Annotated in this window: 19 protein-coding genes and 2 pseudogenes; all 21 read right to left on the bottom strand. The window is 64.3% G+C overall.

Annotated elements, in window-relative coordinates; genetic code table 11:
• Nucleotides 1–29: 29 nt before the first annotated feature.
• Nucleotides 30–1,655, bottom strand: coding sequence for a type VII secretion protein EccE (gene eccE / locus B4U45_RS13915; protein WP_122535142.1), 1,626 nt, complete (start codon nucleotides 1,653–1,655; stop codon nucleotides 30–32).
• A complete protein-coding gene (gene mycP, locus B4U45_RS13920) occupies nucleotides 1,652–3,316 on the bottom strand; it encodes a type VII secretion-associated serine protease mycosin (RefSeq protein ID WP_075549326.1) in 1,665 nt (554 codons plus the stop codon). The genes eccE and mycP overlap by 4 nt, the downstream gene beginning before the upstream one ends.
• The gene (gene eccD / locus B4U45_RS13925; protein ID WP_082275631.1) at nucleotides 3,301–4,830 is read right to left on the bottom strand and encodes a type VII secretion integral membrane protein EccD; all 1,530 of its coding nucleotides are present in this window, start codon (nucleotides 4,828–4,830) and stop codon (nucleotides 3,301–3,303) included. The genes mycP and eccD overlap by 16 nt, the downstream gene beginning before the upstream one ends.
• Nucleotides 4,827–5,852, bottom strand: coding sequence for a MinD/ParA family ATP-binding protein (locus B4U45_RS13930; protein ID WP_075549327.1), 1,026 nt, complete (start codon nucleotides 5,850–5,852; stop codon nucleotides 4,827–4,829). Before B4U45_RS13930 ends, eccD begins: the two co-directional genes overlap by 4 nt.
• A gap of 91 nt (nucleotides 5,853–5,943) precedes the next feature.
• Nucleotides 5,944–6,774 carry an ESX secretion-associated protein EspG gene (locus B4U45_RS13935; protein WP_075549328.1) on the bottom strand — a complete coding sequence of 277 codons (831 nt, stop codon included), beginning with the start codon at nucleotides 6,772–6,774 and terminating at the stop codon, nucleotides 5,944–5,946.
• A gap of 135 nt (nucleotides 6,775–6,909) precedes the next feature.
• Nucleotides 6,910–7,200, bottom strand: coding sequence for a WXG100 family type VII secretion target (locus tag B4U45_RS13940; RefSeq protein ID WP_075549329.1), 291 nt, complete (start codon nucleotides 7,198–7,200; stop codon nucleotides 6,910–6,912).
• A gap of 62 nt (nucleotides 7,201–7,262) precedes the next feature.
• The gene (locus B4U45_RS13945) at nucleotides 7,263–7,589 is read right to left on the bottom strand and encodes a WXG100 family type VII secretion target (RefSeq protein WP_036418857.1); all 327 of its coding nucleotides are present in this window, start codon (nucleotides 7,587–7,589) and stop codon (nucleotides 7,263–7,265) included.
• A gap of 90 nt (nucleotides 7,590–7,679) precedes the next feature.
• Complete coding sequence (locus B4U45_RS13950) at nucleotides 7,680–8,903, bottom strand: PPE family protein (RefSeq protein ID WP_075549330.1); 1,224 nt, start codon at nucleotides 8,901–8,903, stop codon at nucleotides 7,680–7,682.
• Nucleotides 8,904–8,909: 6 nt separating this feature from the next.
• Nucleotides 8,910–9,212 carry a PE domain-containing protein gene (locus B4U45_RS13955; RefSeq protein ID WP_075549339.1) on the bottom strand — a complete coding sequence of 101 codons (303 nt, stop codon included), beginning with the start codon at nucleotides 9,210–9,212 and terminating at the stop codon, nucleotides 8,910–8,912.
• A 513-nt stretch (nucleotides 9,213–9,725) separates the two neighbouring features.
• On the bottom strand, nucleotides 9,726–10,199 hold the full coding sequence (locus tag B4U45_RS13960; RefSeq protein WP_075549331.1) for an LppA family lipoprotein: 474 nt from the start codon (nucleotides 10,197–10,199) through the stop codon (nucleotides 9,726–9,728).
• A 94-nt stretch (nucleotides 10,200–10,293) separates the two neighbouring features.
• Nucleotides 10,294–12,243: pseudogene (locus tag B4U45_RS13965) on the bottom strand (putative alpha/beta hydrolase).
• Nucleotides 12,244–12,289: 46 nt separating this feature from the next.
• A complete protein-coding gene (gene eccCa / locus B4U45_RS13970; protein WP_075549332.1) occupies nucleotides 12,290–16,507 on the bottom strand; it encodes a type VII secretion protein EccCa in 4,218 nt (1,405 codons plus the stop codon).
• Nucleotides 16,508–16,511: 4 nt separating this feature from the next.
• Nucleotides 16,512–17,996 (bottom strand): type VII secretion protein EccB, encoded by a 1,485-nt coding sequence (eccB, locus tag B4U45_RS13975; RefSeq protein ID WP_075549333.1) that lies wholly within the window; start codon nucleotides 17,994–17,996, stop codon nucleotides 16,512–16,514.
• Between the two features lie 3 nt (nucleotides 17,997–17,999).
• Complete coding sequence (locus B4U45_RS13980; protein WP_075549334.1) at nucleotides 18,000–18,872, bottom strand: transglycosylase; 873 nt, start codon at nucleotides 18,870–18,872, stop codon at nucleotides 18,000–18,002.
• A 432-nt stretch (nucleotides 18,873–19,304) separates the two neighbouring features.
• Nucleotides 19,305–19,682 carry a hypothetical protein gene (locus B4U45_RS13985; protein ID WP_075549335.1) on the bottom strand — a complete coding sequence of 126 codons (378 nt, stop codon included), beginning with the start codon at nucleotides 19,680–19,682 and terminating at the stop codon, nucleotides 19,305–19,307.
• A gap of 343 nt (nucleotides 19,683–20,025) precedes the next feature.
• Nucleotides 20,026–21,237 carry an IS110 family RNA-guided transposase gene (locus B4U45_RS13990; RefSeq protein WP_075549336.1) on the bottom strand — a complete coding sequence of 404 codons (1,212 nt, stop codon included), beginning with the start codon at nucleotides 21,235–21,237 and terminating at the stop codon, nucleotides 20,026–20,028.
• 256 nt (nucleotides 21,238–21,493) lie between these two features.
• Nucleotides 21,494–22,507 carry a hypothetical protein gene (locus B4U45_RS13995; RefSeq protein WP_116671298.1) on the bottom strand — a complete coding sequence of 338 codons (1,014 nt, stop codon included), beginning with the start codon at nucleotides 22,505–22,507 and terminating at the stop codon, nucleotides 21,494–21,496.
• A 231-nt stretch (nucleotides 22,508–22,738) separates the two neighbouring features.
• Nucleotides 22,739–23,455, bottom strand: a complete 717-nt coding sequence (locus B4U45_RS29315; RefSeq protein WP_241780334.1) for a DUF5631 domain-containing protein — start codon at nucleotides 23,453–23,455, stop codon at nucleotides 22,739–22,741.
• 798 nt (nucleotides 23,456–24,253) lie between these two features.
• A complete protein-coding gene (locus tag B4U45_RS29320) occupies nucleotides 24,254–24,829 on the bottom strand; it encodes a hypothetical protein (protein WP_241780335.1) in 576 nt (191 codons plus the stop codon).
• A 97-nt stretch (nucleotides 24,830–24,926) separates the two neighbouring features.
• Nucleotides 24,927–25,457: a hypothetical protein gene (locus tag B4U45_RS14005; protein ID WP_371686637.1), complete on the bottom strand. Its 531-nt coding sequence runs from the start codon at nucleotides 25,455–25,457 to the stop codon at nucleotides 24,927–24,929.
• A gap of 193 nt (nucleotides 25,458–25,650) precedes the next feature.
• Nucleotides 25,651–26,202, bottom strand: a pseudogene (locus B4U45_RS14010) (IS1634 family transposase); the annotation flags it as partial.
• Nucleotides 26,203–26,629 lie beyond the last annotated feature (427 nt).

A 26,629-nucleotide genomic window follows, 5' to 3' on the forward strand; every position in this document is an offset into this window, starting at 1 on the left:
CATCACGTTGTGGCGCAACGTTGATCGAGTCACTTCGTAGCAATCGACATGGTGACCGGCTCGAGACTGACGTAACGATTTTCGGCGCGGAACATCTCCATCTCCACCAGCCAATTCTGATCTGCCGCAGTGACTTTGACCATGGCGCGGTCGACTTGCTCGATGGTGACCTCGAATCCGTGTCGATGCCCCTCGGGCAGCGCGGTCCCGGCCGGCGCGACGGTGATCACACTGGCCGGCCGCGGTGTGGGCGCAATTGCGACATCGCCGATATCGTTGCCAGCGACTTCGGATGTGCTGTCGCCGTACCTCTTCCGCCGTCCCACGTATTCCACGACGCTGACTGTGGTGCGCGGCGCCGGCCGTGACGTTCCGACGATGCTGACTTCTGGCATCCGAACGCTGGCCCACCGCTCGTGGTCGCGCGTGTGTACACAGACCCGCTCGCCGGCACCGGCCGTACGAATCACGATCCGCTTGGCGATGGAGTCGTCAGCGGCCACGAACACCCGCGACAGCTCACCGGCATCGGTAACCGGGATCATCAGCCGGTCGCCGTTGGGCAACTTGCCCACCAGCACACCAGACGGGCCGATCTCGCTGACCAGCTGCGCGGGCAACGCGCTGTGACGCAGCCCGCGCAGGTACGGGCGCGGGCCGCACATGTTGGCTGCCGCGGCCGCGGCCTGTTCTCCGTTGAGGCGGCGCAGGATCACGCTGGGCGGGGTGGGGGCCGGGGTGGGGGTGCGCACCGTAATGGTCGCGGTGCAGGTCGCGTCGGGATATATCGTCACGTTCTGGACGACCTCGTCAGCCCGCAGGGTCCATGCCTGGGTAAGAGCTCGTGACGAAATCGCCTCGGCCGGATAGGCATATGTGGTCATCCAGCCCAATTCTCCACGGATGGCTTTCCACCGCTGCGCGCTGCCGGCTACCGCGTCCGACCCCAGCCGGCGATCCAGCTCGACCAGGTCGGTGGCCGTCGCCACCTTGGCGCGCAGACCTTGGCACCGCAGCGAGCCGGCGATGCGCTGAGCGACCGAAATTGCCGCAGCCCCAACACTGGTGCGCCACCGCAACGCCTGGGCGTTGTCGATGATCGGCAGTCGCATGATCAGCCAGGTTTCGCGCCGACCCGCGTAAGGTGGGGTGCCGATCTCTGAGTCGTACACCCGCGGGTAGTCCCCGACGGTGCCGGTTCGCGAGCCGACTGTGATGATGCTGATCGAATCGAGCTGCAGGTCCAGGGGATGCTGCAACAGCGGCAGCAGATCGACGATATCGATGATGTTGTCGGATTCGACGGTCACCGAACCGGTCACCGTGGTTGCGCGATGTGCTCGGCCAAGCAGTTGCACCGCCACCACCGCGGTACCCTCTTGGACCCGGACCCCACCACCAGACCGGTTGTTGGCCACCGTAATTGGCGCGTCCCAACTGATCGGGCGCCGGCCTCGCAACCCCAGCACGGCCCATGACCACGCCGGCTGGCCCCACCACCGGACGAACACCACCGCGATGCCCGCCGCCAGGGCGACTCCCGCGCCGACGTAGCCCCCCACCGCCCAACCCCCCAATGCGAGGCCGAATACCACCCAGATTCCGACCAACCGCCTAACACTGACCGGATCGAACCCGGTCAGGGTTAGCCTCATCGCGCCCTCCGTAACCGGGACGCGATGGCCGCCACCAGGACGCCGGCGACGACTGCGCCGACGAACCCGATGGCGATGTTGCGCGCCCGGTGATCCGGGGGCGTGGGCGGCGGTGCCGGGGTGATTACCCTGCTCTGGGATCCTGGGGCCAGCCGTTCGCCGGCAGGAATGTTGAACGTCAACGCGGCGACCGGATCGACCAGCCCATATCCCACTCGGTTGTCGACTCCCGCTGGCGGGTTGTGTGCCGACTGCACGATCCGGTTGATCACTTGGTGCGCGCTCAGATCGGGAAACTTGGCCCGTACCAGCGCCGCCACGCCGCTCACGTAGGCCGCCGAGAAGCTGGTGCCCCAAAATGGCATGTTCTTCTCACCCGGGCGCGACGGTGGATAAGCGTTGACCGGTCCACCGCCTTGGGGCGATAAACCCATGATGTGGGTTCCCGGCGCCGCCACGCCAACCCATGGGCCAGACATGCTCTTGTCGAGGGGGGCGCCACTGGCATCGACGGCGCCGACCGACAACACGTAGTCGGAGAACCACGACGGCGAGGAGACGACCTTGACCTGGTGCCAGTCCCGCGGATCCGACGGGTCCAGTGGGTCATACATCGGGTTGTTGTCGCAGCCGGCTTCCCCGTCGTTGCCGGCTGCGGCGACGATCACCGCATCCTTGACGGTGGCCGCGTACCACAGGGCGGCGCCCAGCGCCCGCTGATCGGCGGGGGCGACCGCCGGTAGGCATGCGGTGACCGAAATGTTGATCACTTTGGCGCCCATGTTGGCCGCGTGCACCACCGCGCGCGCCACCGTATTGAGCGTGCCGGCTTTCACTCGTTCGTCGGAGTTGGGATCCGCCGGTGGCGGGTTGACCGGCTCGAAAGCTCGCGAGGACTGGCGGATCGAGATGATGGTGGCGTGAGGGGCAACCCCCACCACCCCGTCCGGAGCGCCCGGCGGTAGCGGCGGCACCGCCGGTTCGTCCTCGGTCTGCGGATCCGGCGGCCCATTGGAGGGTGCCATTGCGCCCGCTTCATCAGGCGGTGGCGGTGGTGGCGGCGGCACCGTTTGGGTGATCGTCACCGGTGTCGGCGGCGGCGGCGGAAGCATGGGCGGAGGCACCTCCACCGGCGGCGCCGGTGCGGCGATGACCGGCGGCGGCCCCGCCGGCGGAGGAAACGCCGGGGTAGCAGGCATGGGCCGCGGCATGGGTGAAATACCTTGCGGCGCAGCGGCGATGATCGAGCTCACCACCGTGCCATGCGCGTCACAGTCGGACAAACCGTCCTCGCCCATGATGTAGTCCCCACCGGGTACCACCGGCAATCGGGGGTTGGGGGTGACGCCGGTGTCGATGACGGCGACGGCCACTCCGTTACCGGTGCTGTATTGCCACGCCTTAGTGATGTTAAGCAGGTTGAAGCCCGGTGCCAGCTGCGCCACGTCGGGGTTCTTCACGGTGATCGGGGCTGAACAGCTATTGGAGCGACGCATCGGTTGGTCCGGCCGGGGCGGCCCGTCTGGAGGTACCAGCGCCGGATCTACCGATGGTGGTGGGATGGCTTGCGCGGCAGGAAGGTCGGTCCAGATGGCCACCAGCGCAATAGCGACGCTCGCCGCCGCGCCACGCAAGCACCGTCGGCTCAGTGACGAATCCATGCGAACAGCCCCCCCAGAGCCGCGGCCGCCGGCAAGAACACGATCATCGCCAGCACTTCCAGCCATTCCACGGTCAGCCGGATGAGCGGCCGGAACCTTAGCGCCGGCACCAAAAGCGCTGCGGCCAAACCCAATGCGGCAAACACCACCACCGCCAGGACAGGCCAGAAAAGTCCGGCCTGGACATCTCGTGGTGCTGCGACAGCGTACTTGACGACGCCCACGCATACCGCAGCCGACGCTCCCAATACCAAGGCAACCGCTTGGTATTTGGCGGCGAATCCGCGGCCCTGGGTGATAAAGATCCCTGCTGCCAGACCGGCCACCAGGAGCGCCAACCAATCCCACGGGCCCCCCGGCGTCAACACCCCCCACACCGCGACGGGAAGCACCATCGACACCCCAGTGCACACACCGACCTGCACCGCATTGACCAGCCGCGCCGAAGCGGCGATCGCTGCGCCGCGCGCGGAGATGTCGGTGAGTTCGTTGTCCTCGTCTTCGGTGTCGGCCTCGCTGACCGGAGACACGGTATCGACGGGCATCCCCTCACGGCGCGCGAAAAGGTCGCGGCCCGTGATCGATCCGAAGTGTGGGGGCCGTACCCGCGCTACCCACAGCGCGATGGTGGGGGTCATCCTGACCAGGACCAGCAGGCCGACCAGCACCCAAATCGCCAGCACCTGCACCGAAGCCGGCCGAAACATCCGGATCACCGCCACCACGGCCAGGATCCCGGACACCGTCACCACGGCGGTGACAACTGCTGTCTGCCAACGCTTTTGGGTCACCACACCGATCGCTACCGCGCCGAGAAGTACCACGACGACTCCGATCAGCCCGTGCGGCGCGCCGAGCGAACCAGGCGGCGCACACGCACTGGCGACGGCCAGCAACACCACCGCCAGCCAGCCGAAGCCACTGAACAGGTCGCGCCGCTCCCGCCAGCCCCACCACACCACCGCCGCGCCCACCACCAGCAAGACCCCGATCCCACCAGCCACTGCAGCCGGAACCAGGCTGTCGGTGAAAGTTCGGGTCCGCAACGCCAGCGCTACCACAACGCCAACTGCCATGGCGATGATGGCTATCGCCGTGTGGGCAGCTGTCAGGGGAGTTACCGGGGCAAACATCCGATCTCCGCCGTCGCGACCCAGCCACTTACCCATAGCCGCCAATCCCGTCGAGAGCGACTCGTATTGCGGCTCGAACGACTCGCCGGCCACCCGCGGCACCAGGACCAGCGTGTCACCGTCTTGAACCCCGAGCTCGTCGAGGCTCTTGTTGATGTCCAGTCGGACACCGTTGATCTTGTGCAGCTCGTAACTGCCCGCCGGGAGCGCAACACCGTCGAAACCCTTACGCTTCAGATCGGCGTCGAACAGCTCGACCATTCCCTCGAAGAATCCCTCCACCGGAATTCCGGCGGGAAACACCTGGGAGCTCAGATGCGTGTCATAGCAAATGTTGACCGCGCACCGGGCCGGGAATGCAACCTTATGCGGAGACGTCACGGCGCGGCCCGCTCGGCGTCGGGAACATATTTGTCGGCCAGGCCCGCGGTAATTTCAAAAAGCCGTAACCGCGACTTTTTCTTCAGCTCGTGGACCGTGTCAATAATCCCGCCTTTGGCCAGGTGCGGGTCAAACGGCATCGCTTCCACTGTTGCGCCGACCTTGGTAAACCGCTCAGTCAGGTACGCCAGCGCGTCTTTGTCGGTGATGTTGTCCGTGTGATTAATGACTACCGTGCTTCGCGAGACGAGCTCGTGATAGCCCTGGGACCTGAGATAGTCCACTGCCCTCAGCACGGGCCGGGACCGGTCCGCGGTGATGCCGGAGACGAACACCAGGGTGTCGGTATTCTGCAGCACCGGCTTCATGACATCGTGCTCGAGGTCGGGGGCGGTGTCGACGATGATGACGGTGTGGGTTCGCCGTAGCCGCGACAACACACCGGAGAACATTGCCGGAACCAGCGGTCGGGGTTGGTCTGAGGTGCGGTTTCCGGCCAGTACGTCCAATCCCACGGTGTTTTGCCCGAGGTGTTCGCGGATGTCCGCATAGCCCTGGACGTCCGTGTCGTTGATGATGGCGGCGTAATCTCCCGGCGGCGACTCGTCGATGCGGTCCGCCAGCGTGCCGAAGCCGGGAACCGCGTCGATCGCAATCACGTTTTCCGGCCGGCATTCGCGGAATACACCGCCGATGCAGGCGGCCATCGTGGTTACCCCTACCCCTCCTTTGCCGGAAACCACCGTGATCACGTATTGCCGACGAATATGCCTGCGGATGCGCGCCTGTAAATCGCGGTAGTGTCGTTCCCGAGGCGATTCCCCCGGGTTGATTTTGTGAAACGACGCGGCATAAAGGAATTTCCGCCACCCCGACCCTGGAGGAATTTTCCGGGGGGCCGCCAGATCGGTAATGCGCATGGTGTCGGATACCGAATCCCGAAAGTGGCGCCGAACTGATGGATCCCCCCGTCCGAGCGCTCCTTCGTCTGACATATTCGGGTCATTCCAAGGGCTTGTCACGACGGCGATGCTAACACGATTCGTGATTCCACGTTTACCTCGCGCAGTTGCCGCGTACCTGCGGCAACGCGCCATTCCGCGTCACGGTTATTCACACCACACGCCGGTAGGAGTACCACTCGTCACCGGCGGGCAAGCGGCGGATGAGGCGCTGCACCGCACCACTAATGTCGCCTCGCGAGCCGGGCGAGAGCACTTGGTAGCGTCTCTGCCCCGACATCACGCTTTCCACGCAGATGCGTCCGGCCGGGGTGTCGATAATGGTTACCGCGGTATCACCGATGAGAAGGCGCGCCGTCTTCTCCGGTCCGATACCAGCCTGTAGCCCCACAATTGCCGCATGTGCAGACCGCGCCGGATCGGCTGCCATGGTGAGCATCTGTAACTGGTCGACGTCCAGGCGCTGGCTGACCAAGAACGAACGTAGGCTGCCGGGGTCGCGCACCGATTCCAGCAACGCGTCGGCATCCACCGTGACCGGCCGCAACGGTGCCGCTTCAGCGACGCCGCACAACTGCTCGATCTGACCCACGACAAGTTCACCGGCCACCGTCTCGTTACTGGCCATGCCGGCGGGGTAGAGCCGCACCATTTTGCCGTGGCGTTCTAGAACGACCCACCAGGTAGCGAACCGGCAGATGGCTGCCCGCGTCGGCTCGCCGCCGGGCACGTTGATAAGCAGGAGTAACCCCAGGTCGCGTCGCAGGAGCACGGTGAGCCATTCGCGGATCATCGGATCGGCGTTGCCTGATTCGTCGAGCGCTCCCGCGGCTTTGAGATCGGCAGCGACCGGATGCTGCAGTGCCCGTTCGGCGGTGTCGAGCCGCGGCAGCAAAGGCCGCAGACCGAGTTCCGGGCAGATCTGTTCCACCCCGGTTACCGCTTGTAGCACCCACAGCCCGTCGACCGTCGTCGTCAGCATGGCGCCTTCACCTCAATGTAAAAACAGAAGGTGGGGCACACGCGCAGCATTGCGCGTATGCCCCACCCCACTTGGGACCCACGTCGCCACGGATACATTCGGTACCGCTGGCGCACGTGGCGGACTAACAGCTGACTAGTGGAACAACCCCGAGATCGCCTGGTCGGTTCCGAGCGCATTGTCCAGCACATGGCTGGTCGTGGTTCCGTGCTGGCCCACCGTCTCGATGAGACCCTGAAGCCCCGAAAGCATCTGGGCTTGCGCATCGAAAAACCCTTGCGCACCGTGGCCCGCGAAGAATTCCTGCAGGGCATTCGTCTTGTTGGCGGTGTCTTCGTGAATCTCGTGCAGCTGCCCGGCACGCGAGCCCACATCCGTGGCGAAATCGGATACGGCTCCCGGGTTATAAGTGATTTGGTCTCCCATGATGAATTTCCTTCCGAAGCGGTATATGGACTAGAGGTATATGGACTAGAGATAGCGGTAGGTCAGGACCCGTGGCCGCCGCCGAAGAGGGCTTGGAACGCGTGCTGTGAGTCCGCTTCGTGCGATTCCATCAGGGCCGCAGCCTGGGTCAGGCCTTCGGCCAGCCGGGTGCCTCCCGTCAGGACCTTGTTCAGCTCGTTGGCGACCTCGGTGGCGGTCGCGTGGGAAGCAACCACGCCAGCACCAGACCAGGTCGCCGGGTTCATGACGTTCTCCTGGTTGGCCAGGTAGCCCTGAGCTATGGCCATCGCGTGCTCCATGTTCGCTTGAATGTCGTGTGCCGTACTGCGCAGCATCTGCGGTGTTACTTGAATTGTGCCGTCTGCCATGGGGACATTTCTCCTTACTAATGTGAGCCGTTTCGCCCTTGTCTATCGGGCATGAAGCGAAGTGTATGGCTGCTATTTAGAGCTGTCGATTCACCCTCTGCGCCAGTTCGGGTCATAGCGGTCGTCGACCACCCGCACGGTGGCCGGCTGCTCGGACTTACCGTGCGATCCGCGGTGGCCTCCGCCAGCATGACCCACCGGCATGCCGCCCATCGGCGCGCCGCCCATCGTTGTTGTCGTCGGCGAACGCACGGCGTCAGCGCCCAGCGCCCCGCTTGGCCGCAGTCCCACCGGTCGACCGCTGCTTCCGGCCTCAAACGCACTGACCGGACGGGTGAAGCTGGTAGCGGACAAGCCAGCGCCGCCCAGAGAGGCGCTGCCTCCCCCGGCGCCAACCGACGCCTCGGTCGCCGCTGCACCTGCTGCGGCCGAAGCCGCCGACGCCCCGGGCGCCGCGCCGCCCATGCCGAGAGCGCCGGGATTGGCGAACATGCCCATCATCGACTGCAAGGGCTGCAGGGCGCTCATCGGCGCCTGCATCAGCCCGGACGGAGCCTGCAAAGCTTGAGGAACCGCTTGCATCATCGACTGGACCGGTTGCATGAAAGTGCCGATTTGGTTGCCAAGGTTCTCGCCGGCCGACGTCGACTGGCCCGCGCCGGTTGTCCCCGCCTGCACCCCTTGATAGGCAGACCGCATGCCGTCCCCAGCCGCGGCTTCCGCAGCGGCCTGCCCGACAGCCGAAGCCGCCTGGGCCGGCGCCGCCGGGGATGCACTCATGGTCGCGATCGGTGGCGGAATGGCCAGGCTTTCCGCCAGCCCCGCCAGGATCCCGCCGTAGGTTGCGCCCACCGCCGAGTTGTTGGGCCACATCACCCCGAAATACTCGACATCAAGCGAGATGATTCGCGGTGTCAGTGCCCCCCAGACAAGCGGATTGATGTGGTTGTCGACCGTCCACTCGTCACGGTTCTCCATGCACTCCGGAGCCGGGCGCATGGCACTATTGGCCATCTCGAACGCCGCTATCGCCGCCGACACCACCGCCGGTTTGACGTCGACCCAGCCGGCTAAGCCGTGCAGGGAGGCATTGAGCATGGTCACGTTGAGCGCCGAGGCCGCCGAGCCGAGGCCAAGCCAGCTCGCCGCGGTAGCCGCGGTGTTGATCGCTGACGCAATACCCGAGGCGTGGTGGCTGGCACCTACAGTGGTCCACGCCGTTTGGTTGGCCACATGCGTGGAAACTCCGGTTCCCGCCTTGAGCAGCAGGTCGTTGGCCTCAGGTGTACGCGCAGCCCATCCTGGATCGGGCATGCGGACTTAACCCAATGCCGATGCCGCTGCGCGTGCCACCTCGGTGGCGTCAGACACCCCCGCCGCCAAGCCTTGGGCTCCTGCGAACAATCCGCGCTGAGCGGCGTGCTCGGCGACCACACCCAGGTAGCTGGCTCCGCAGGCGTTCAGTGCCGCCGAGAACATCGCGGAGTCCGGGTCGTCGCCCATCGGGGTCGTCCCGAGCAGCGCCGGTGCTGCCGCGGAGGCCGCCGCCTCGGTTTCCGCGCTGATCGCCGACTCGGCGGCTGCCGATGCCAGAACTGCCTCTGGTTGCACAGACCAAACCATGTTCACCCTCCGAATGTGGTCTCGCGATGAGACGTGTTGGTTGGCAGTCTAGTGCGAGTCGGCGGATGATGTATTCACAAGTTGACTGTGGGCATGATCTGCGGTTTTCAAGCTCGGCGGGCAAGCGCTGCATACGTGCCGCCGCGGCAACTGTGGGCCGGTCTGAGCCCCACGTTGACGATCCATGGTGGCCGTTGTGGTGGTCGGCCGGCTCCGGCTCACAAGATGCCGGCCGAGTGAGCCCAATTCGCGATCGATGGTCCGACGAAGTACCCGCGATAGAACATGGCAGCCCTACCCATACCCACCGCACAGCCATCGGAGGCGCCACCAGGACGACAGGCATTACGGCGGTCAGCACGGCGCAGATAAGTGCAATGAACGGAAGCGTCGGCGATCGAAGCGAGGACACCGATCGATGCGGCGTACGCAGCCAGATGTAGCCCGCGCCGATCTCGAGACTGCGGATTAGCTTCTGGGCGCACGAGCTATCTCGCCGTTCTGCCGAAACGACTACTTCTTGTCTCGAGGTAGTCTGCAGCCGGTATAGCCGGAGACTACGAGGTTGCCCCGATAGCCGACCTTGATGAATGTCCCGGTCGGACCGGAAAACCACACATCATGGTCGCCGGGCTGGTCCCTTATGACCTGGACGTTGGTGGCGCCGATCTTGGCAGCGGCTGCCTTGGCCGCCTCCACAATCTTGGTCCAGGCGAGGTCGGAGACCGACACCCGGACGGCAACTGCATCAGGCAGAAAATATCGCTTGCCGTCAGTTTGTTCGTAAGGTTGCTGGCAAGTACCGGTAGAGCCTTCGTCAAGCGTTTCCCAGGTGATCGACGGAATAATCTTGCTTGCAGCCGTGGTGATCTCATTCATGACGTCCTGCACCTGAACTTTGGTTTCCTCGAACGAGGGCAAGGCCTTGAGTTCAGCGAGAGCCTGAGCTGCCGCGCTCGGCGGGGTGGGTGTATCTGGATTTTCCACGTGACATCCTGTTGCTGCTAGCGCGATTGCCGTCATCACGGCGCATAGAAGGCCATTGCGTCCGCGGTCGAGGTATGTGTTCATCTGGCCGCATTCACCGGATAGCCTTGTCGCCCAGGCCCGCAACTATCGCAGCGATGTTGTACCCGGTAGTGCGGGGCAGGTTGTTGTTGCCCTGGCGCGGATAATCGCTATGCCCGTGCGCTCCCTCCAAACTCAGAGTCCCGCCGTGCCCATCGGACACGGTGGCCGGCCCAGTGGCCAGCTGAGTGAAGTTCGGATTAGTGGCTGGGTTGAGTCCAAAGTCTCCCGTGCCGGTGGCGTCGGCGCCGAACCCGAGAAGCTGAGCCAGCCCGGATGGCAGGTTGTGCACGATGGCTTTGCTGTCGTAGGTCCACTGGATCGGATCGTCAGGGGTTTCCATGGCGTAGACATGTCCGGTATTCAGATGTAGTTGCCGCGGCGTGGACGCTTCGATTCCTGGCGAGCCGTAGAAGAGGGCGTCGCTGACACCGTGATTGCCGGGTTCTTGTAGGGCCAGCCCTGTAGTCAGCGAGCCGTAGGAGTGCCCGATCGCCGTCAGATGAGCGGGGGCGCCCTGGTGGGCAACACCCAACCCGTCATAAAAGCGGGCCAAATCGTGAGCGCCGGCCTTTGCGACGTCATCGTGGCTGACACCCCAGATTCCCGCAATAGAAGCACCGACATCATCCCAGCCGGGAACCTGCGGTGCATCGTAGCCAATCCACGCAATCGCTGACACCGAATCATGCTCGTGTCCCGGGGTGAACCTCAATTGCCGCAGAGCCTCAGTCCTGAGGTTCGTCGCTTCCTCAGTCATGCCGCCGATACTGCCGCGCACGGTGGTGTTCAGCCCTGGCGCGGTCACCGATACGTGCGTGGCCGTGTCAGGGTCGCCGACCGCGATGGCCGCCCGGGCCTGACGGCCCTTCTTGGTGTCAAGAAGCAGCAGTTTCCTATCTGAACTGTCCTTGACGGCTCGATCGACCGCCTGTAGATCCGGCAGGTACCTGGCTTCGTTCCGCGCAGTGTCATATTGGCGTTGCCAGGCCTCGTAGGCGAGGCGATCGTCGAAAATCGCACCCGGCGTATTGGGGTGAGGGATGTTCTTCCCCGCCGCCCAGTCGGGGTGCTGGGCCCGCAATGCGTCGGCCTGGGCAACGGCGGATTGGGAGCGCCTCAGTTCGTCGGCAAGCGCTAGCCGGTTGTAGTGGTCCCGATCGACTGCTGGCATCCCATCATGGTTGCCGATGTTGTGGTCTTGGCTGTAGAGCCAGTCTCTTTGTTCCGGAGTCAGCCGCCCCCACAGGTCGGCAAACTGCCTGGGGTCTTCCGGCAACGGCTGCGACAGCGCGGAACGATCTGGGGGCGGTTCAGGTTGGGCCGGCACCTGCGGGGCGTCCAGCGCTTGGATGGCCGCCGGGTCGTACCCCTCCGTCCGGAGGTTGGCCAGTGATCGCTGCAGAGTGTCTGAGTAGCCGTTGCGCAGTGACTCCAGCTGGCCCAGAGCGGCCCTGGTGTCTTCAATTGCTTGCCCTTCAAGAGCAGAGATCAGTGCGTCGAGTGCGGATAAGTCAGCGGGTGTCAGATGGATGTTTTTCTCAAGCTCCAGGGCTTCCCCGATTTGGTCGTCAAGTTGCTGCAGCTGAGCCTCCAACGTAGAGATCTATCCGACAGCAGATCGCTGTGCCTCAGCCAAAGCGGCCGCGATGTTCTCCAAATCCGCCCCGATTTTGGGCAGTTGCAGCGATTGAGCACCCAGCGACTGCGCTAGCCGCTGCACGCCGGCGGAGCCGTTGATTGGGTAATCGCCGTTTTCCCGGTTCCACGCCGCTTCGAAGCGGCGACGTGCGTCGGCGAATGCGGCGTCCGCCTCGGCAGTGCAACGGCCCGCGTCGTGAAATGCTTGCCCCAGAACGGAAATCTGCGCCGGACGGCCAACTTGGAGACTGTTGTTCATGACCCAGGGGTCGCCGCCGGCCTCGGCGATCAGCAGCGGAATGCTTATGTACCGGAGCTGCATCGCGCCGTCTGCGACTCTGAAACGCTGCCTTCCATCCTGGTGACTCTTACCGTGCGGCCAGCGTCGACGGGGTCCCGACCAACACTCCTTCGACGGCGTCGTCGGTGTTGACCAGCAAACCGCGTCCGGGCGGTAACGCTTGCGCTCGAACCATTCGGTTGATTCTGTTCTGCGGATCGTTATCCATATACAGCTGCGCCACTTTCGCTGACGTTTGGAATCTCATCCACGGGTCCATCGGCATGGTCGCCCAGTTCGCGCTATTACGCGTGGTGAACACGTGCAACCCGATCTGGCGGGCGCGCTCCATCAGCTTCCACAGCGCCGCACCCACCGGCGGCTTCTGCGGATAAGTCTGTTCCTTGCGCAAGTCCTGGAGGTCGTCGATGAGCACGAAATGCCGACACCCCTCCCACGGCTTGAGCGCGCGCAACTCTTCCTGGCTCAGCCCCTTCGGAGGCAATCGGGGCAGTAAGACCTGTTGGGCCAGTTCGGTGATGACCTCGTCGATCTCGTCTTGGTCATAGGCGTACGCCCGCACATAGCCGGGGCCATGCAGGTCGCGAAGACCATGCGGGGCGGTCTTGGGGTCGATCAGGGTCAGCTGGGCTTCCTCCGGGCTGAACCTACTCATCACCGCCTCGCCGATGGCTACCAGCGCGGTGGTCTTGCCGCAGCCCTGGCGGCCCAAGATCATCAACCCTGGGCTCTCCCGCAACCTGAGCGGCACCGGGCCCAGCTGGTGCCGTTCGCCGATCGCAAATGCAATCGACAGGTCGTCGCCGCTGGGATGTGCGGCCTCGTACTCGAGGATCGCCTTGAGCTCGACCCGCTGCGGCAGCCGCTGCAGGCTTGCGTGTTTAGTCACACCAGCGACGTCAGCGATTCGTTCCCCGACTTCGGTAATACCGACCAATTCGCCGGTTGCAGGATCGGCCAGCGCAGGAACACCAACGCGCAGCTCGTGCAAACTCTCCGTCAAACCGAAACCGGGGCGGTTCAATGTTCGTCGCGCCGCCTCGCGCGACTCGATCGACGAATGCCCCATCTGGCTCTCGCTGGGGTCGGCCAGCCGCAACTGGATTCGGGCGGTCACGTTCTGCAGCAGACTTTGCCGCTGGCCGTGAATCCAGCCACCCGCGCTGACCATGAGGTGCACACCGTATTCGGGACCGCGGCTGCTCAGCGAGATGATGCGATCACCGATGGTGTTGTCGCGGGAGTACAAATCGTCGTAATCGTCAAGCACCACAAAGACATCGCCGAATTGGTCGTTGGGGTCGGTGCCGCCGATCCCGTCACTGCCCGGGCCGAAGCGGCGCTCGCGGAATCCGTCGAGATCAATTCTGGCCCGCCGAAACGCCTCTTCGCGCGAATCGATCAATGCGTCCATGGTGCTCAGGATGCGCTCGATGCCTTCGGCATCCTTGGGCGACACGATGTCGGTGACATGCGGTAGCGAAGCCACCTGAGCCATGGTGGCCCCGCCGATGCAGAAGAACGTCACCCGCGACGGGTTGTACATCGTTGCGGCCGAGGCCATTAGCGTCATCAAGGTGGTCGTCTTGCCGCGCTGCTTGGCGCCGACCACGATGATGTTGCTGCGCAGCGCGTCGATCGCATACACGACCTGTTTGGACTCTTCGGGGATGTCCATGACGCCGACCGGAAACATCAGCCCCGGGTTGTCCCCGTAGTCGACATGCCATGGCTTGCCGCGATATCCAGCCACCAGGACATCAACCGGTTCGGCGTCTTCCAGTGGCTCCAACCACGGCCGTCGCGGCGATCGGTGCGGTACGGCACGCAGCGATTCGCGCAACACGTCGACAATCTTCTTCTTCTTGAATCCGTCGTCGTGGTAGAGGAATTCGTCGGGTTCCGCATCGGCGGCGGCCGCGGCCTCCAACGCCTCGGCGTCGGATGGGTCCAGCGGCTGGTATTGCCAGTTGTACAGTCGCGGCTTGGTCAACGTCATGTCGATGGTTTTGGCCACTTCCTTCTTCTTCGGCACGACGAACGGCGCGGACAGGTAGAAGCACCGGAACGGCTCGAGGTCGCGCGGCCCCACCTTTAGCAGCGCAAAACCGTTCTCCTTGGACGGCAGGTGGTAAGCCGCATCCGAACCGATCACTTCCCGACTGTCATCACCGGATTCGGCTCGCAGCGCGATCCGGAATGCGATGTTGGACTTTACTTTCTGCAGCGACGACAGATCCAGCCGCTGCCCGCCCAACATGAAGAAGACGTTGGCGCCGCGGCCCTCCTGGCCGATATGGATGATCAGCTGGATCCACTTCTCATGGTTGGCGAACAACTCCAGATATTCGTCGACGATGACGAGCAGGACCGGCACCGGCGGCAGATCGCGACCGGCAAGGCGGATCTCTTCGTAGTCGTTGGCATCGCGCGCGCCCACCGACGTAAACAACTCATATCGCTGTTTGATCTCGCCGTCGATGACCCTGCGCATACGTTCCGCCAGATGGCGCTCGTCCTTACCGAGGTTGGACAGAGCGGCAACCACATGCGGAATACCCAGGATGTCTTGGGCCGCAGATTCGAACTTCATGTCGACGAAGATGACGTTGAACGTCTCCGGCGAGTGTGTCAGCGCGATCCCGTAGACCAAAGACAAGAAGAACTCGGACTTGCCCGACCCGCTAGTCCCGATGACCACTGAATGAAACCCGAAGCCACCGAAGTCTTTTGCGCGGATGATAACGTTCTGCAGTTCGCCGTTCGGTTTGGCGCCGACCGGGATCTCCGACCATCGTTCGTCACCGCGGCCGCGGCGCTCCGCCCACAGCCGGTCGACATCCAATCCGCGCGGATCGCTGACTCCGAGTGCCCGCAGTAGCTCGGCGGCGCCGCTGGTCGAATCGGCGATCTCGCTGCGGCTTGTCGGCGACCACCGCGCCATCGCACGCGCATATCGGTACGCGCGATGGATGGACAGCTGGTCGGCATGGGCAAAGAACTTGCCGCGCGCCCGCAGTAGCGGCGTCGGGCGGGCGTCGTCGTCCTCGACTTCGGAGCCATCGGAGCCATTTGTACCGGGTCTGAGGGACACGGAAACGGTTGTCGCGCCATCTCGTTCAGTCATATCGAAAACCTGGTCGTCGCCGAATCCAACGCCGGTTCCCACCCGCGACGCGATACGCAGCACCGTAATACCGGCCTTGCCGACCTGCCCGACGACACTCTCCCACGCATCGGGGCTGCCGGTGTTGTCGTCAACAATCACCAAGTGCGGTCCCAAATCCACGGTGTCGGCGCCTTGGCCGGTTTCCAACGCGGAACCCATTGCCGTTGGGCTGGCTGCCGTCGGCGGCGCCCACGCGCCGCGCTTTCCCTTCATGTGCAGCTCGGCGCCCAGCGTCGCCTCCAGCTCTTCGGGGGTGGCGAAGATCAACCGCCGCCATCCACACGCGTCGAACAACTCGTCATGCAGGTTGTGAGGCAGCCACACCATCCATGACCACACCTCGGGGTTACGCGTCACCACCATCAGCTTGACGTCGCGCGGGTTGTGAAACACCGCCAGCGAGCACAGCATCGAGCGCATCAGGGACCGCACCCGATCCAAGTCTTCACTGACGAAACTGAAGCCCGGGGCCGATCGTAGATTCACCACCTTGGCGATATCGCGAATCTTGCGCTGTTCCAAGATGAAATCGCGCAACGCCTGCCCGGTAACGGGTTCGAGTTCCTCCTCGGAGGAGATGTCGGGCCAGGTCACCGACAACACCGAATCGGGTGCATGCTGCACACCGGTGCCCAACCGGACCTCCAGGAAGTCGACGTCGCCGCGACCGCGTTCCCACATCCGGGGCCCGCCGATGATGGCACCCAAACCGCGCGGATCGGAGTGCACCGCATGCTGCCACGAGCGTTGCGCGCAGACGGCGTCCTGAATCTCGTCACGGATGACGTCGAGGTCGCGAAGATAGCGGCGGCGACCCTTTTCCATTTCGCCCCAGGTGATCTTGCGGGCCCGGCCGAAGCGACCGGAAAAGGCCAGCATGCTGAACGCGCCGATGCCCATCAGCGGAAAGAAGCCGGTGGACAGACTGCGCACGCCCGACACGTACAGCATGACGATGGTGCCGATCAGCGCCACGATCAGCGCCGGCACGCCGATCATCACCCAGATGTTGCGCGGTTCGCGTTCCGGTAGTGCTATCGGCGCATTGGGCGCCACCCGAACCGGTTTCGGCGAGTCGATCTTGGCACGGTTGATGGGAAATGCTTTCTTCGACATCCTGCTAGCCGCCCGCTTTCGCTGTCGTCATCACGGCCACCTGGCCCAGTGTCGGCACCGTGTCGCGAGCCAAAAGCGCAGCCTCGCGTGACAATGCCGGTCCCGCTGCGAATGTCCGCAGCAGTGGCCACGGCGCCTGCACGGCGTGAGACGGGTCCAGCCCCAAAGCGCGCAGCGTCGATTCGTCGTTGGCGATTCCGAATCGCACGCCGTTAGCCGATACCCAGAACAGCGATTCACGCGATTCGGCGGTGACCACAGCGCTGGTCGAGGTTACGAAGTTCGCAGCACCCGGCAACACCAGAACCTGGTTGGCAACCACCGACGCCGGGTTGCGGTCGTCACGCACCAATCGCACGATCCGGTTATCCATCGACGAGGGAACCGGCAAGCCCCGGCCGTTGTAGACGGCGATGCGGGCCTGCGGATCCGTCGACGCCTTCTCCCAAGAAACACAGGTGGTCGGATTCGCAGCGGTGTCAACGAAATTCAGTCGCCCCGTCGGGTAGTACTCCACCGGCAACGAGGTCACCTGAGGTGTGTTGACGAGCACGTCTGGGGTCACCAGTCGAGGCGCCGTCGATCCATAGGAGTTGGCACTGCGCAGCAGATCGGCCACAAAACTGTTGATCTTTTGCACGCCGTCCGGCAGCAGTACGTAGAACTGGCTTCCGCCGCCGGCGGTTTGGGCTTGCAGCACCGCGCCGACCTGGGATCCCTGCACCCACTTCGACGGGGATCCTGCCTCGGGTACCTGCGGCACCCGCAACGGTTCGGTCGCCGGTAACCCGTCGAACAGCGCGCGGGAGATCTCCACCGGCATCGTCACCGCGGGGTCGAGCCCCAGGCTCAAGGTGACCGCCCTATTGGCCGGATCGATCTGTGAGCGCTTGCCTCCCCAGATCACATAGGTGCTGCCCTCGAAGGTGACCAGGAGCCCGGCGTCATCGCGGAGCGGCGCCGCCCGGCCGCCGCCAGTGGGCATGCCCGCGATCGAGGTCACCACCGGCTTGTCGCCGCTACGTGGCCGGCCGGCGGTATCGCACACCGCCCACGCCGAGATGGCGCCCAGGTTAACCGGCATCGCCGGGGGCGCCCCGGGAATGCCGATCAGCGGACCGGTCGGATACTTGGCAATCTCAGCCGGTTTGACCCATGTCGGCTGCCCGGCCGTCCCGGTTGCCAAGCGCGCGGACGTGAAATTCAGCGCTGGATATAGCCGACCGTCGATGCGCGCATAGATGGCGCCGGAATCGCGGTCACCGATGATCGCTGAGTCTCCCACGATGCCAGTGGGTTTCAGCACGTTGAGCAGCATCATCCATCCTGCCGCGATCAGGACCAGCACCACCGACAACGCAACCGCGGCAGTCTGTTTGCGATCGTCGTGCTTCATCCGCACCGAGAAGCGGGTCGTCGCCGCGCGCAGCCGCCGGTTGTAGAACAGGTGACCGGAATTCTGGTCCCGGTTGGACAAACTCAACGGCATTTCTCAGTACCCCTTGGGTGTTCGGCGAGGATCGGCCTGCTGGATCCGATCGGCCAAATTCGACGCATCGGCGGCCACGCCGTAGTGGCCGCGCGCGTAGTTGATGAACGCGCACGCCTGGGCTACCAGGTCGTGGATGTCGGTCGACGTTGCCGGCTGGTGATACCGTGCAAACGTCGGAGCGATGAACTGCCATGCACCCTTGCTGGGCGTGCCCCTTGCAGCGTTGGAATCCCAATGGTTTTCGGCGTCCGCGTTGTAGTTGGACTCGCGCCGCGCCACCAGGTCCATACCGCGGGCCCACCTGGCGCGTGCGACGGGATCGTGAATACCCTTGATGTCCAAAGCTTCCTGAATTGCGGCCAACACCGCTCGGCGCCCGGTGGGTGGGGCTTCGTAATGCCTTCTTCTTGCTGTCCGCAGGTAGCGCAGCCGCCGCAGCCGCAGCGCATGTAGCCGTGCCCGCGCCTTGGACCGCGCGATGTGTCGATGCTGGGCTCGTAGCCGCGCCACCATTCGGGCCATCGCCTCGCGCCGGCCCAGCGGAGTGTCAACGGACGGCATGACATCGGCCTTCGCGGCGTCCAGGACCGCGCGCGTCACGACGCTGGCGTGCGCGTGATCGGCCTGGGCTGCTGCGGTGATCTGCGCCAACTCCGCATCGGTGTCGGCCAGCCGGCGCAGCACCCGCACCGAGGTATCGGAGCGGTTTGTCGCATGTGTGGTTTGGGCTACCGTCGCCTGCGCTATCGCGTCGGCATGTGCCTGGACGTGCGCTGGGGCGCTGCCGATGTCGGCCGGCGTCGCGCGGCGCGCGAACAGGCGATGGCCGCGGGATAGCGACGCTATTGCCCGCGTGGTCACGGGATCAGTCAACGATTCTCCTGTATCCGAGGCCGAGCGAGGTCGTCGGCCCGCCGGCGTATACCGGCTCCGTCGCCAGCAAGCCCAACTCCCGTTTCTGTCAAATCCGTCGGTGGCAGGCCCGGCAGTTCGCCGGTCGCGACTTGGCGCACCGGATCGGAAACAAACATTGAGCCACTACTCCCGCAACTTCTGGTCAGCGAACGCCCACGCCAGGCCGACGGCATCCAACAGAATGCCCGGAATGTCGGCTCGCTCGTGTAGAGCAGGGTAGCGTCAAAGCAACCCTCCGCGCCATTCGATCGAGCCGGCGGAGGTGGCGTAATGGCGTCACGGCCATGACATTACTTCGGCTACGACGACCCGACTACTCACTCGGTGCGCGGTATAAATTGCGGTTTGCTGTGTTCCTGGAATGGCAGCGTTTCCTGCACGGAGCCGATATCACGAACTGGTTTGGACTGCATTTCCAGCCACGACGGGTGGCGCGCTCCGCCGGGTTGTAGTGATGACGACGACGCCGCATCCGACCGCGACCAATCTCAACCCCATGGACTTTCCAGAGAACACCAGCGCAACGCCCAGGATCAAGACCAGCGCGGCAGCAGCCGACGATGCTGCCTCGACATTCAGCCACCAGTAGAAATACCGAAAGGCGGAAGTGTAATGACTGCCGATCGTGTCGCCGCGAATTAGGATTAGGAAATCGAGGCTGTCCGAATAGAACGATGCGATGCGCCGTAACTCAAACGTGCGCCACACTTGGGACCCGGCGATCGCGAAGGCCAGGGTACCGGTGGCAATTGCTATCTTCCGCTTCATTCGCCTCCGCCTATGTGTACGTCAACAAGGTATGGCCGGGTCACTCCTGTGCCGTTGCGGCGTGGCCCGAAGCGACCCAAGATGCACAATGGTGTCCGTCACTATGGTTGCCGTGGCCGCGAATTCGGCACCAGGCTCAAGCACACAAGCGACTCGCCGTCCCAGACCACTCCATGCCCGCTGGGGGGCCGACCGGAATAGGTGCAGGGTTGGGCAACCCGAACGCCCACGCACCGCGTTGGTTTGGGGTATATGCGACTTCCGAGCGGGCCGGGTGAGATCGAGGAGCTGTCCCGGCTCAGCTCGAAAGCACTCGGGCTAGACATCCCAGGTCCGTAAGTTGTCAAGCGGCTGCGGGCGTGCGGTGTGCCCAGGCTTTGTGTTCGTCGTAGAGCGTGTGGTGGCGTAGGCAGCCGTGGAGAATGCCGACGAGTCGGTTGCCCAGGGCGCGAAGGGCTTGGTGGTGGCTGTCGCCGTTGGCGCGGTGCTGGTCGTAGAAGACGCGAGCTCCGGGGCTACGGGTCAGCGCGCAGAACGCCCATTGATCGAGCGCGTCGTAGAGGCGTTTGTTGCGGACATGGCGTGCCAGTACGGCACGCTTTCGGCCGGAGGCAACGGTCAGTGGTGAAGTTCCGGCGTAGTTCTTGCGACACTTAGCGGTGGTGTACCTGTTCGGATCGTCCCCGAACTCACCGAGCACCCGGGCGCCGAGTATGACACCAAGTCCTGGCAGGGAGCGGTAGATGTCGGCGTCCGGGTGTTGCTCAAAATGGTCGGCCAGAATTGCTTCGAGTTCGGCGATCTGGGTGTTCAGTGCCGCAATGACATGAACCGCGGCCGTTGTGGTGGCCCCGAAAGCGGCCGCCACTGCAACAGGAGCGGTGAGGTGTTCGCGGCGCAGAGTCGCCTGGATCTCGACGGCGCGTGCGTCGATATTACGTTGCCGTCCACCGGCTTTGAGCGCCGAACCGATCTTAGCCAGGCTCAACCGAGCCCCTTGCTCGGGAGTGGGCGCGTGACCCAAGATCGCCAACGCGTCACTGTCGCTGAGCGATTCGAAGGCCTCCAGGGCCGCGGGGTAGTACTCCCGCAGCCCACTGCGCATCATGTTGACATGGCGCGTGCGCGCCCAAATCAAACTCTGATGAGTACGGGCCAACACCTTGATCGCCTCGGCATCGGGGCTGTCACCGGCGATCCGGCGGTGGTTGTGCCGGTCGGTGCGGACCAGGTCGGCCAACAGCTTGGCGTCCCCGGCGTCGGACTTCGCGTCCGAGACGTGGTGACGATCGCGGTAGCGGGCCGCAGCCATCGGGTTGATGGCCCACACCTGACAGCCCGATGCGGCCAACGCCTGGACCCATAGACCACGATCGGTTCCGATGCCGATCATCACCTGATCGGGCTCCTCGGCATGGGCTGCTATCAGCTCGTGTAAGCCCCGGATACCGGCCAAGCCCTCCGGTAGTCGCCGCGCTGCCAAGCGTTGGCCGGCCTCGTCCATCAGATACACGTCGTGGTGGTCTTCGGCCCAGTCATCGCCGACAAAGATCATCAATACCACCTCCTGGGTCGTCGTTGACTCATCATCGAGCCTGAGGACACCCGGCGGCGGACTAATGGATCAGTGCTCGCAATGGCACGACATCCCATCAGCGCTTCAAGCGACCTCACCGAACCAGCCGGGGCACGATCTAGCCATAGGGATCAACATCGGTCCCAGTCCAAGGAAGTGCTCACCGACCAGCAGCTCGATGACCAGCGTTCGCCACGCCACTCAAGACCCTCGACGCCACGCCGATCGACTCCCATTAGTCCTGCGCTTCCCCGTCGGTCGGCAATACCACAATCCGGCGGGCCGACTTGGTAACGGGCGGTTTGCCGTCGCCAGTCTTGACGGGGACACTAGGCGGGGCCGTCAAGCGGCCCTTGACCGGCTGCCCGTTGGGCACACCCGGAGCGGTTATCCGCTTCTCGACCGGCTTGTCCTTGCTCCCCCCTTCGCCGCCATGGCCCATCGCGCCGGGCGGAACCATCGGCATCCCGGTCCCACCCATCGACGTCGGTGTGGGCGACGTACCGCTGGTAGGCGTTCCCGTGACGGACTTGGTCGGCGCCCCAGCAGGAGTTGTCGGTGGTGACGACGTCGGCACCGGCGGCGGTCCCAAATAACCCGTCGGGGTTGTGCCGCCAGCGCCCCCGCCGCCGGAGCCGATGCCCCCGGCACCACTGCCGCCGCCGAGCCCGGATTCTTCGCCAACGCTGTCCACAAGCCGCGCCCCGTCCGCAGCCTCCAGCCCCTGCGCGCCATGGGCTTGCTGAAACGCACTCATCAGCGGCTGCATTGCGCCCTGGCCGGCCTGCATCGCCTGCTGTGGAAGCTGAGTGAGTGGCCCCAAGATGCCGCCAACCGCCCCGCCGAGGGCACCGGTAATGCCGGACACCGCTTGTTGGATCATCTGGGTAGCCCCCTGGGCACCCGCCTGCGCACCGACGCCTTGGAACTGCTGTGCCGCGTCAGCCTCGTTAGCCGGGAACTTCCGCGCGGCATCGGCCGCGTGCGCCCGACGATCCATATCTTCCTGGGCGCTCGATGCGACGTCGCCGGGAACGCCAAGATTCCCGGCGGCACCCAACGCTGATTGAGCCTGGTCTGCGGGGGCAGGTCCTGGCGGCGGAACGATACTCGGCTCGACCGGCGGCGATAATGGCCCGTATAGCGCCTGTTGTAAGGTCTCCGGCGTCACCTTAATCGGGACTCCGCTGGAGTTGGGCGGGATGGCCGGAACTCCCGGAACCGGGAACGGGAATGGATCCGCGGTCATGTGTCACCTCAACCTCGTCTGGGCTGACCTGAGGCCGCTACTTGGTTGCCTTGCACGCGCCGGCGGGCGCGTCATCATGATTTTGTCAGAGCACAACCGGACAGGTATTCACCTCGAGCGGCCTGCGGGCCCATGCCACAGTAGCCAGCACGGATCCGTTACCGGTCCGAAGCTGACAGTCCTGCAATGTCGCCCGGTGCTGGAACCACGGCCGGGAATCACCAAAACTCCTTACCCAGCAAACCCTCCGGAACCCTCGCGCCTAGCGATTACGGCAAACCACGCCATGTGATAGTTCGCGAGATACTGATGCTCGTCGATCAGCGCATCGATTGCCGCCATGAGCATCCAATCGCCAAGAGCCGATAGCTCGTGGTCGGGGTATGCGTTGAGCACCGACTCCTGGATTGCGGTAAGGCGCTCCCGCAGCAATTGGGTTTCGCTTTCCAGGACGCCGGTTTTGCGCACTGCAGGCGCTGCGATGGCTTGCGCTATCCGCGGGAGACCGTCGCGGCGACGTACAGCCTCGACGAGGGTGGGTCCGAGTTCGTCGACTTTCGGCGCGGCGGAGCGAGCTGCGCGATCACCGCTTAACAGTGGCGCATCGGGACCCGACTCGCCGATGTAAGCGTTCGGCTCGTGCGCAGCCGCGGCCACGACGGCTCCCAACAAGTCGACCACGCTTGCATCGCGACGCCGTGCGGTTGGCTCAAGCAGAATCACGTTGGCAGGCAGTCGAATGTGAGGCGGAATCCACCCCCCTGCAAGATCAGTGACCAGCAGGGTGGTGGTGCCATCCTCACGCAGTCCGGCCGCCCAGGATAGTCGCGGCTCCTGACGAGCCATCGCATCGACGAGGCGCTCCAGCCGTTGTTGCTCGGCCGCCCTGGCAGACACCGCACCAGCGGCCGCCCCGGATATGGCCGACGCTGCCGATGCTGCAGACATCGTCGTTCCGCTTGCGCCGACCTGCCCACCCGCGGTGGTGCCCGACGCCGTGCGCTCGACCGGAGAAACCAGCGGGCCCCCCGCCGATGGTGACGACGACGCCGACGGTGCCACCGGCGCACCGGAAACCGGCGCTGCCACAGCTGATGGAGTGGGCCCGGCAGTGACGACGGGTGGGCGCAGGTCAGAGCCATACGCGGGCAACGATCCACCAGGGACCGCCGGGCCAACCGCAGGCGGCACGGGCGCGGACATCGGCGCACTCGTTACCACCGTTGGTGCTACCGCCGCCGTGCCGGTGTCACCGGCTGCCATCACCGGGGCGCCGGAGGCCGTCGCTGACGTGTCAACTGAAGGGTGGATTGCTGCTGATTCGATACCGGCGGCAGCGATGGTCGGTGCAGCCACCGGCGGCGGTGTAGGTAGCGGAGAAGCCGTCTGCGGTGCAGGTGTTCCCCCGATTCCATCGCATGCATCGTCCCAGCCGACAACGACTGCGCACCCGCGGCAGCCGGTTGCCCCGTCATCATCCCGGTCGCAAACGATTGCCCAAGCGAGGTAGGTGAAATGCCTTGTCCCGCGGCCGCTGGCGAGAATGACCCGCCGGGTAGGCCGGGGGCTGCTGGTATGCCGGGGGTGATCCCTGGTGGTGTTGGTGGCGGTGTCACCGGTGGTGGGCTTGTTGGTATTGGTCCGGCGCGCGCACCGGCCGAAAATGCAACCGGTGGTGATCCTTGCGCACCGGCGCCTGAAATGTTTCCGGAACTATTGCCACCACCACTGGCCAGTCCACTGCGGCTAAAAGCCGCTGGTGGCAATTCCTGCGTGTCGACGCCCGGGACAACGTGAGGCATCTGCACCACCACGACCACCAGACCCGATTGCAGCTGATTTCACGTCGTCCTCACTGATCGGCCGTGGGCGTTGCGCATCGTCGAGGTGGAACCCGTTGTTCCGCGCCCACGCTCGGGCGTCACCGCCGACACCTTCGGCATCGAGAATCTTTTGAGTGGCACCCACGATTTTGTCGACGGTGGCTAGGGAAGCGGACGTGGCGTCAGCATTGCACTGGGCTTGGATTCTATGAATTTCCGCTAACTGCTCGGGTAACGGCTTCTTCGACGCAAGAACGTCATCTATTTGTTTGTTGCCGGTGTTTGCGATGTCTGTCAAACGGCTCCGCAAATAATCGATGGCATCAGCACCGGTGTTAAACGCGTCAGACTTTGCCTTGTATTTTTCCGCCTTGTCTAGCTCAGCTCTCTCACCCTGGAAATACCGGGCAATAAGATCATCCGCAGTCTTGCCTTCATTGCGGGACAAGAGCTCTCGCTGGTTCCGCAGACTCTGAGCCAGTTCTTGCTTCTGCGTCATCCATGCGGTCCAATGTTGCGCGGCCGCGCGAAGGATCGTCGACGGAGTCGGCCACCACGGCCCAATCAGCGCCGCTGTCCACCTGCCCGGTGGGAGGTCACCCACCACCGCAAACCTTCTTCATAGCAGCATCCTTGGCGATTGCGTCATCGAGCGCAGCTTGATATTCGGCGTCCGTGGCGACCCCATAACTACCCTTCGCTGTAAGCGTTCCCTCCGCCGTAGCCAACGCGCGTGCAGCATCGCGGTAGCTGGCGTCAAGAGCCGGGTTGGCGGCCGCTATGTAGAGCATTAACGCGCCATTTGTAGTAGCTATGCGGGCCAATGCCTTGTCGCTGCCGGCGGTGTCGACCCTTGCAGCTTGTGCTACCAGCTCGTATGTGCTGCAAAGCTGCCGTTGCGCTGCTGTCGTCTCGGCGGCGGTATATGTCGGCACTGAGGCGGCCGAAGGTTTGGAGGCTGTCAGCGCCACTATCAGCGCAGCGACGGCCACGACGGTAGCAATCACGGCCAGGGCAATAGTTGGCCAGATCCGCGGCGTTAGCGCGTGCTGACTGTGTATCGGCGGCTGGGTGGGTCGCCCGGTAGCCGAGGGTCCACTGAAGTCAGGAGACTGCTTTCCCGCCATCCGTCCTCCATAATTCCTGCTGGATCAGTCACCACAAACTGTCCGCACATCTGCGCCTCAGCAGTGAACCGGCCGGGCTCAATAGTGGAACAGGCATGGGCGTGGCAGCAAATCAGCGGCGTGCCTCACCTACTTTGAGCGCGTGGCCGGTGGTGGTGCCTCACGGATTTTGAGCGCGTGACCGTTCCCGGGCGGGTTTGAGGTAGCGGTCCACGGTGGCCGCGCTCAGGGTGGCGAGGTCTTTGAGCAGGCTGGTGAAGCTGTGGACCGGGTAGTTGTCTTGGGTGCGTTTGCGGGCGGCTTTGGTCAGGGTGGCATCGGAGCGCTGGGCCGCAGCGACGGGATGGGTGCGCTTGGCTGCCGCGGCGTTTTTGTCGCTGTCCTGGAACAGGATCGGGGCGAGGGCTTGTTGCATGTGCCAGCTGATGTAGTAGGAGAGCATCCGCAAAAACACGTGGGCGCGCACTCGGTCGGCCAGGCGGTGGCGGATGGGCCGCACATCAAGCTCGGTGTTCATGCCGCGGAAAAACCGCTCGACGTCTTCAAGTCCCTTGTAGCGCAAAACCACATCGCTGTTGGCGAGAGTCTGTTCGGGCAGGCTGGTGCGCAGCACGTAGATGCCGTCTAGGGCCGCTTCGGCGGTGATCTGGTCGGTCTTGCGGGTGAACGTGAACGCATCGTCGGTGACCTCGATGGTGAAGTGCTTGGCCATTTTGTAGTGGTTGATGATCTTGCCGACCCGTAGGTAGCGGAGAAGCCGTCTGCGGTGCAGGTGTTGCCCCCGATTCCATCGCATGCATCGTCCCAGCCGACAACGACTGCGCACCCGCGGCAGCCGGTTGCCCCGTCATCATGCCGGTCGCGAACGATTGCCCAAGCGAGGCAGGCGAAATGCCTCGTCCTACGGCCGCTGGTGAGAATGACCCGCCGGGTAAGCCGGGGGCTGCCGGTATGCCGGGGGTGATCTCTGGTGGTGTTGGTGGCGGTGTCACCGGTGGTGGGCTGGTTGGCAGCGGTCCTTGGCTGCCGCTCCCTCAGATCACGCCACCGCTTTCTCAGTTAGCCTCGGGCTTTCGCGCCGGTTGATCTTGATGGTGTGTCTTGAACGAAGAATGGTGCTCTGAGCAGGGATAATCCGGTTTGTCTAGGACCAGATCATCTCAAGAATCGGA

Origin of the sequence: Mycobacterium persicum, from assembly GCF_002086915.1 — a bacterium.
GTDB lineage: Bacteria > Actinomycetota > Actinomycetes > Mycobacteriales > Mycobacteriaceae > Mycobacterium > Mycobacterium persicum.

Bases quoted from the DNA above. Each gene is read 5' to 3' on its own strand.
- eccE (WP_122535142.1), bottom strand. From the start codon at position 1,655: ATGAGGCTAACCCTGACCGGGTTCGATCCGGTCAGTGTTAGGCGGTTG.
- mycP (WP_075549326.1), bottom strand. From the start codon at position 3,316: ATGGATTCGTCACTGAGCCGACGGTGCTTGCGTGGCGCGGCGGCGAGC.
- B4U45_RS13935 (WP_075549328.1), bottom strand. From the start codon at position 6,774: ATGCTGACGACGACGGTCGACGGGCTGTGGGTGCTACAAGCGGTAACC.
- B4U45_RS13940 (WP_075549329.1), bottom strand. From the start codon at position 7,200: ATGGGAGACCAAATCACTTATAACCCGGGAGCCGTATCCGATTTCGCC.
- B4U45_RS13945 (WP_036418857.1), bottom strand. From the start codon at position 7,589: ATGGCAGACGGCACAATTCAAGTAACACCGCAGATGCTGCGCAGTACG.
- B4U45_RS13950 (WP_075549330.1), bottom strand. From the start codon at position 8,903: ATGCCCGATCCAGGATGGGCTGCGCGTACACCTGAGGCCAACGACCTG.
- B4U45_RS13955 (WP_075549339.1), bottom strand. From the start codon at position 9,212: ATGGTTTGGTCTGTGCAACCAGAGGCAGTTCTGGCATCGGCAGCCGCC.
- eccCa (WP_075549332.1), bottom strand. From the start codon at position 16,507: ATGTCGAAGAAAGCATTTCCCATCAACCGTGCCAAGATCGACTCGCCG.
- eccB (WP_075549333.1), bottom strand. From the start codon at position 17,996: ATGCCGTTGAGTTTGTCCAACCGGGACCAGAATTCCGGTCACCTGTTC.
- B4U45_RS13985 (WP_075549335.1), bottom strand. From the start codon at position 19,682: ATGAAGCGGAAGATAGCAATTGCCACCGGTACCCTGGCCTTCGCGATC.
- B4U45_RS13990 (WP_075549336.1), bottom strand. From the start codon at position 21,237: ATGATCTTTGTCGGCGATGACTGGGCCGAAGACCACCACGACGTGTAT.
- B4U45_RS13995 (WP_116671298.1), bottom strand. From the start codon at position 22,507: ATGACCGCGGATCCATTCCCGTTCCCGGTTCCGGGAGTTCCGGCCATC.
- B4U45_RS29315 (WP_241780334.1), bottom strand. From the start codon at position 23,455: ATGTCTGCAGCATCGGCAGCGTCGGCCATATCCGGGGCGGCCGCTGGT.
- B4U45_RS29320 (WP_241780335.1), bottom strand. From the start codon at position 24,829: ATGACGCAGAAGCAAGAACTGGCTCAGAGTCTGCGGAACCAGCGAGAG.
- B4U45_RS14005 (WP_371686637.1), bottom strand. From the start codon at position 25,457: ATGGCGGGAAAGCAGTCTCCTGACTTCAGTGGACCCTCGGCTACCGGG.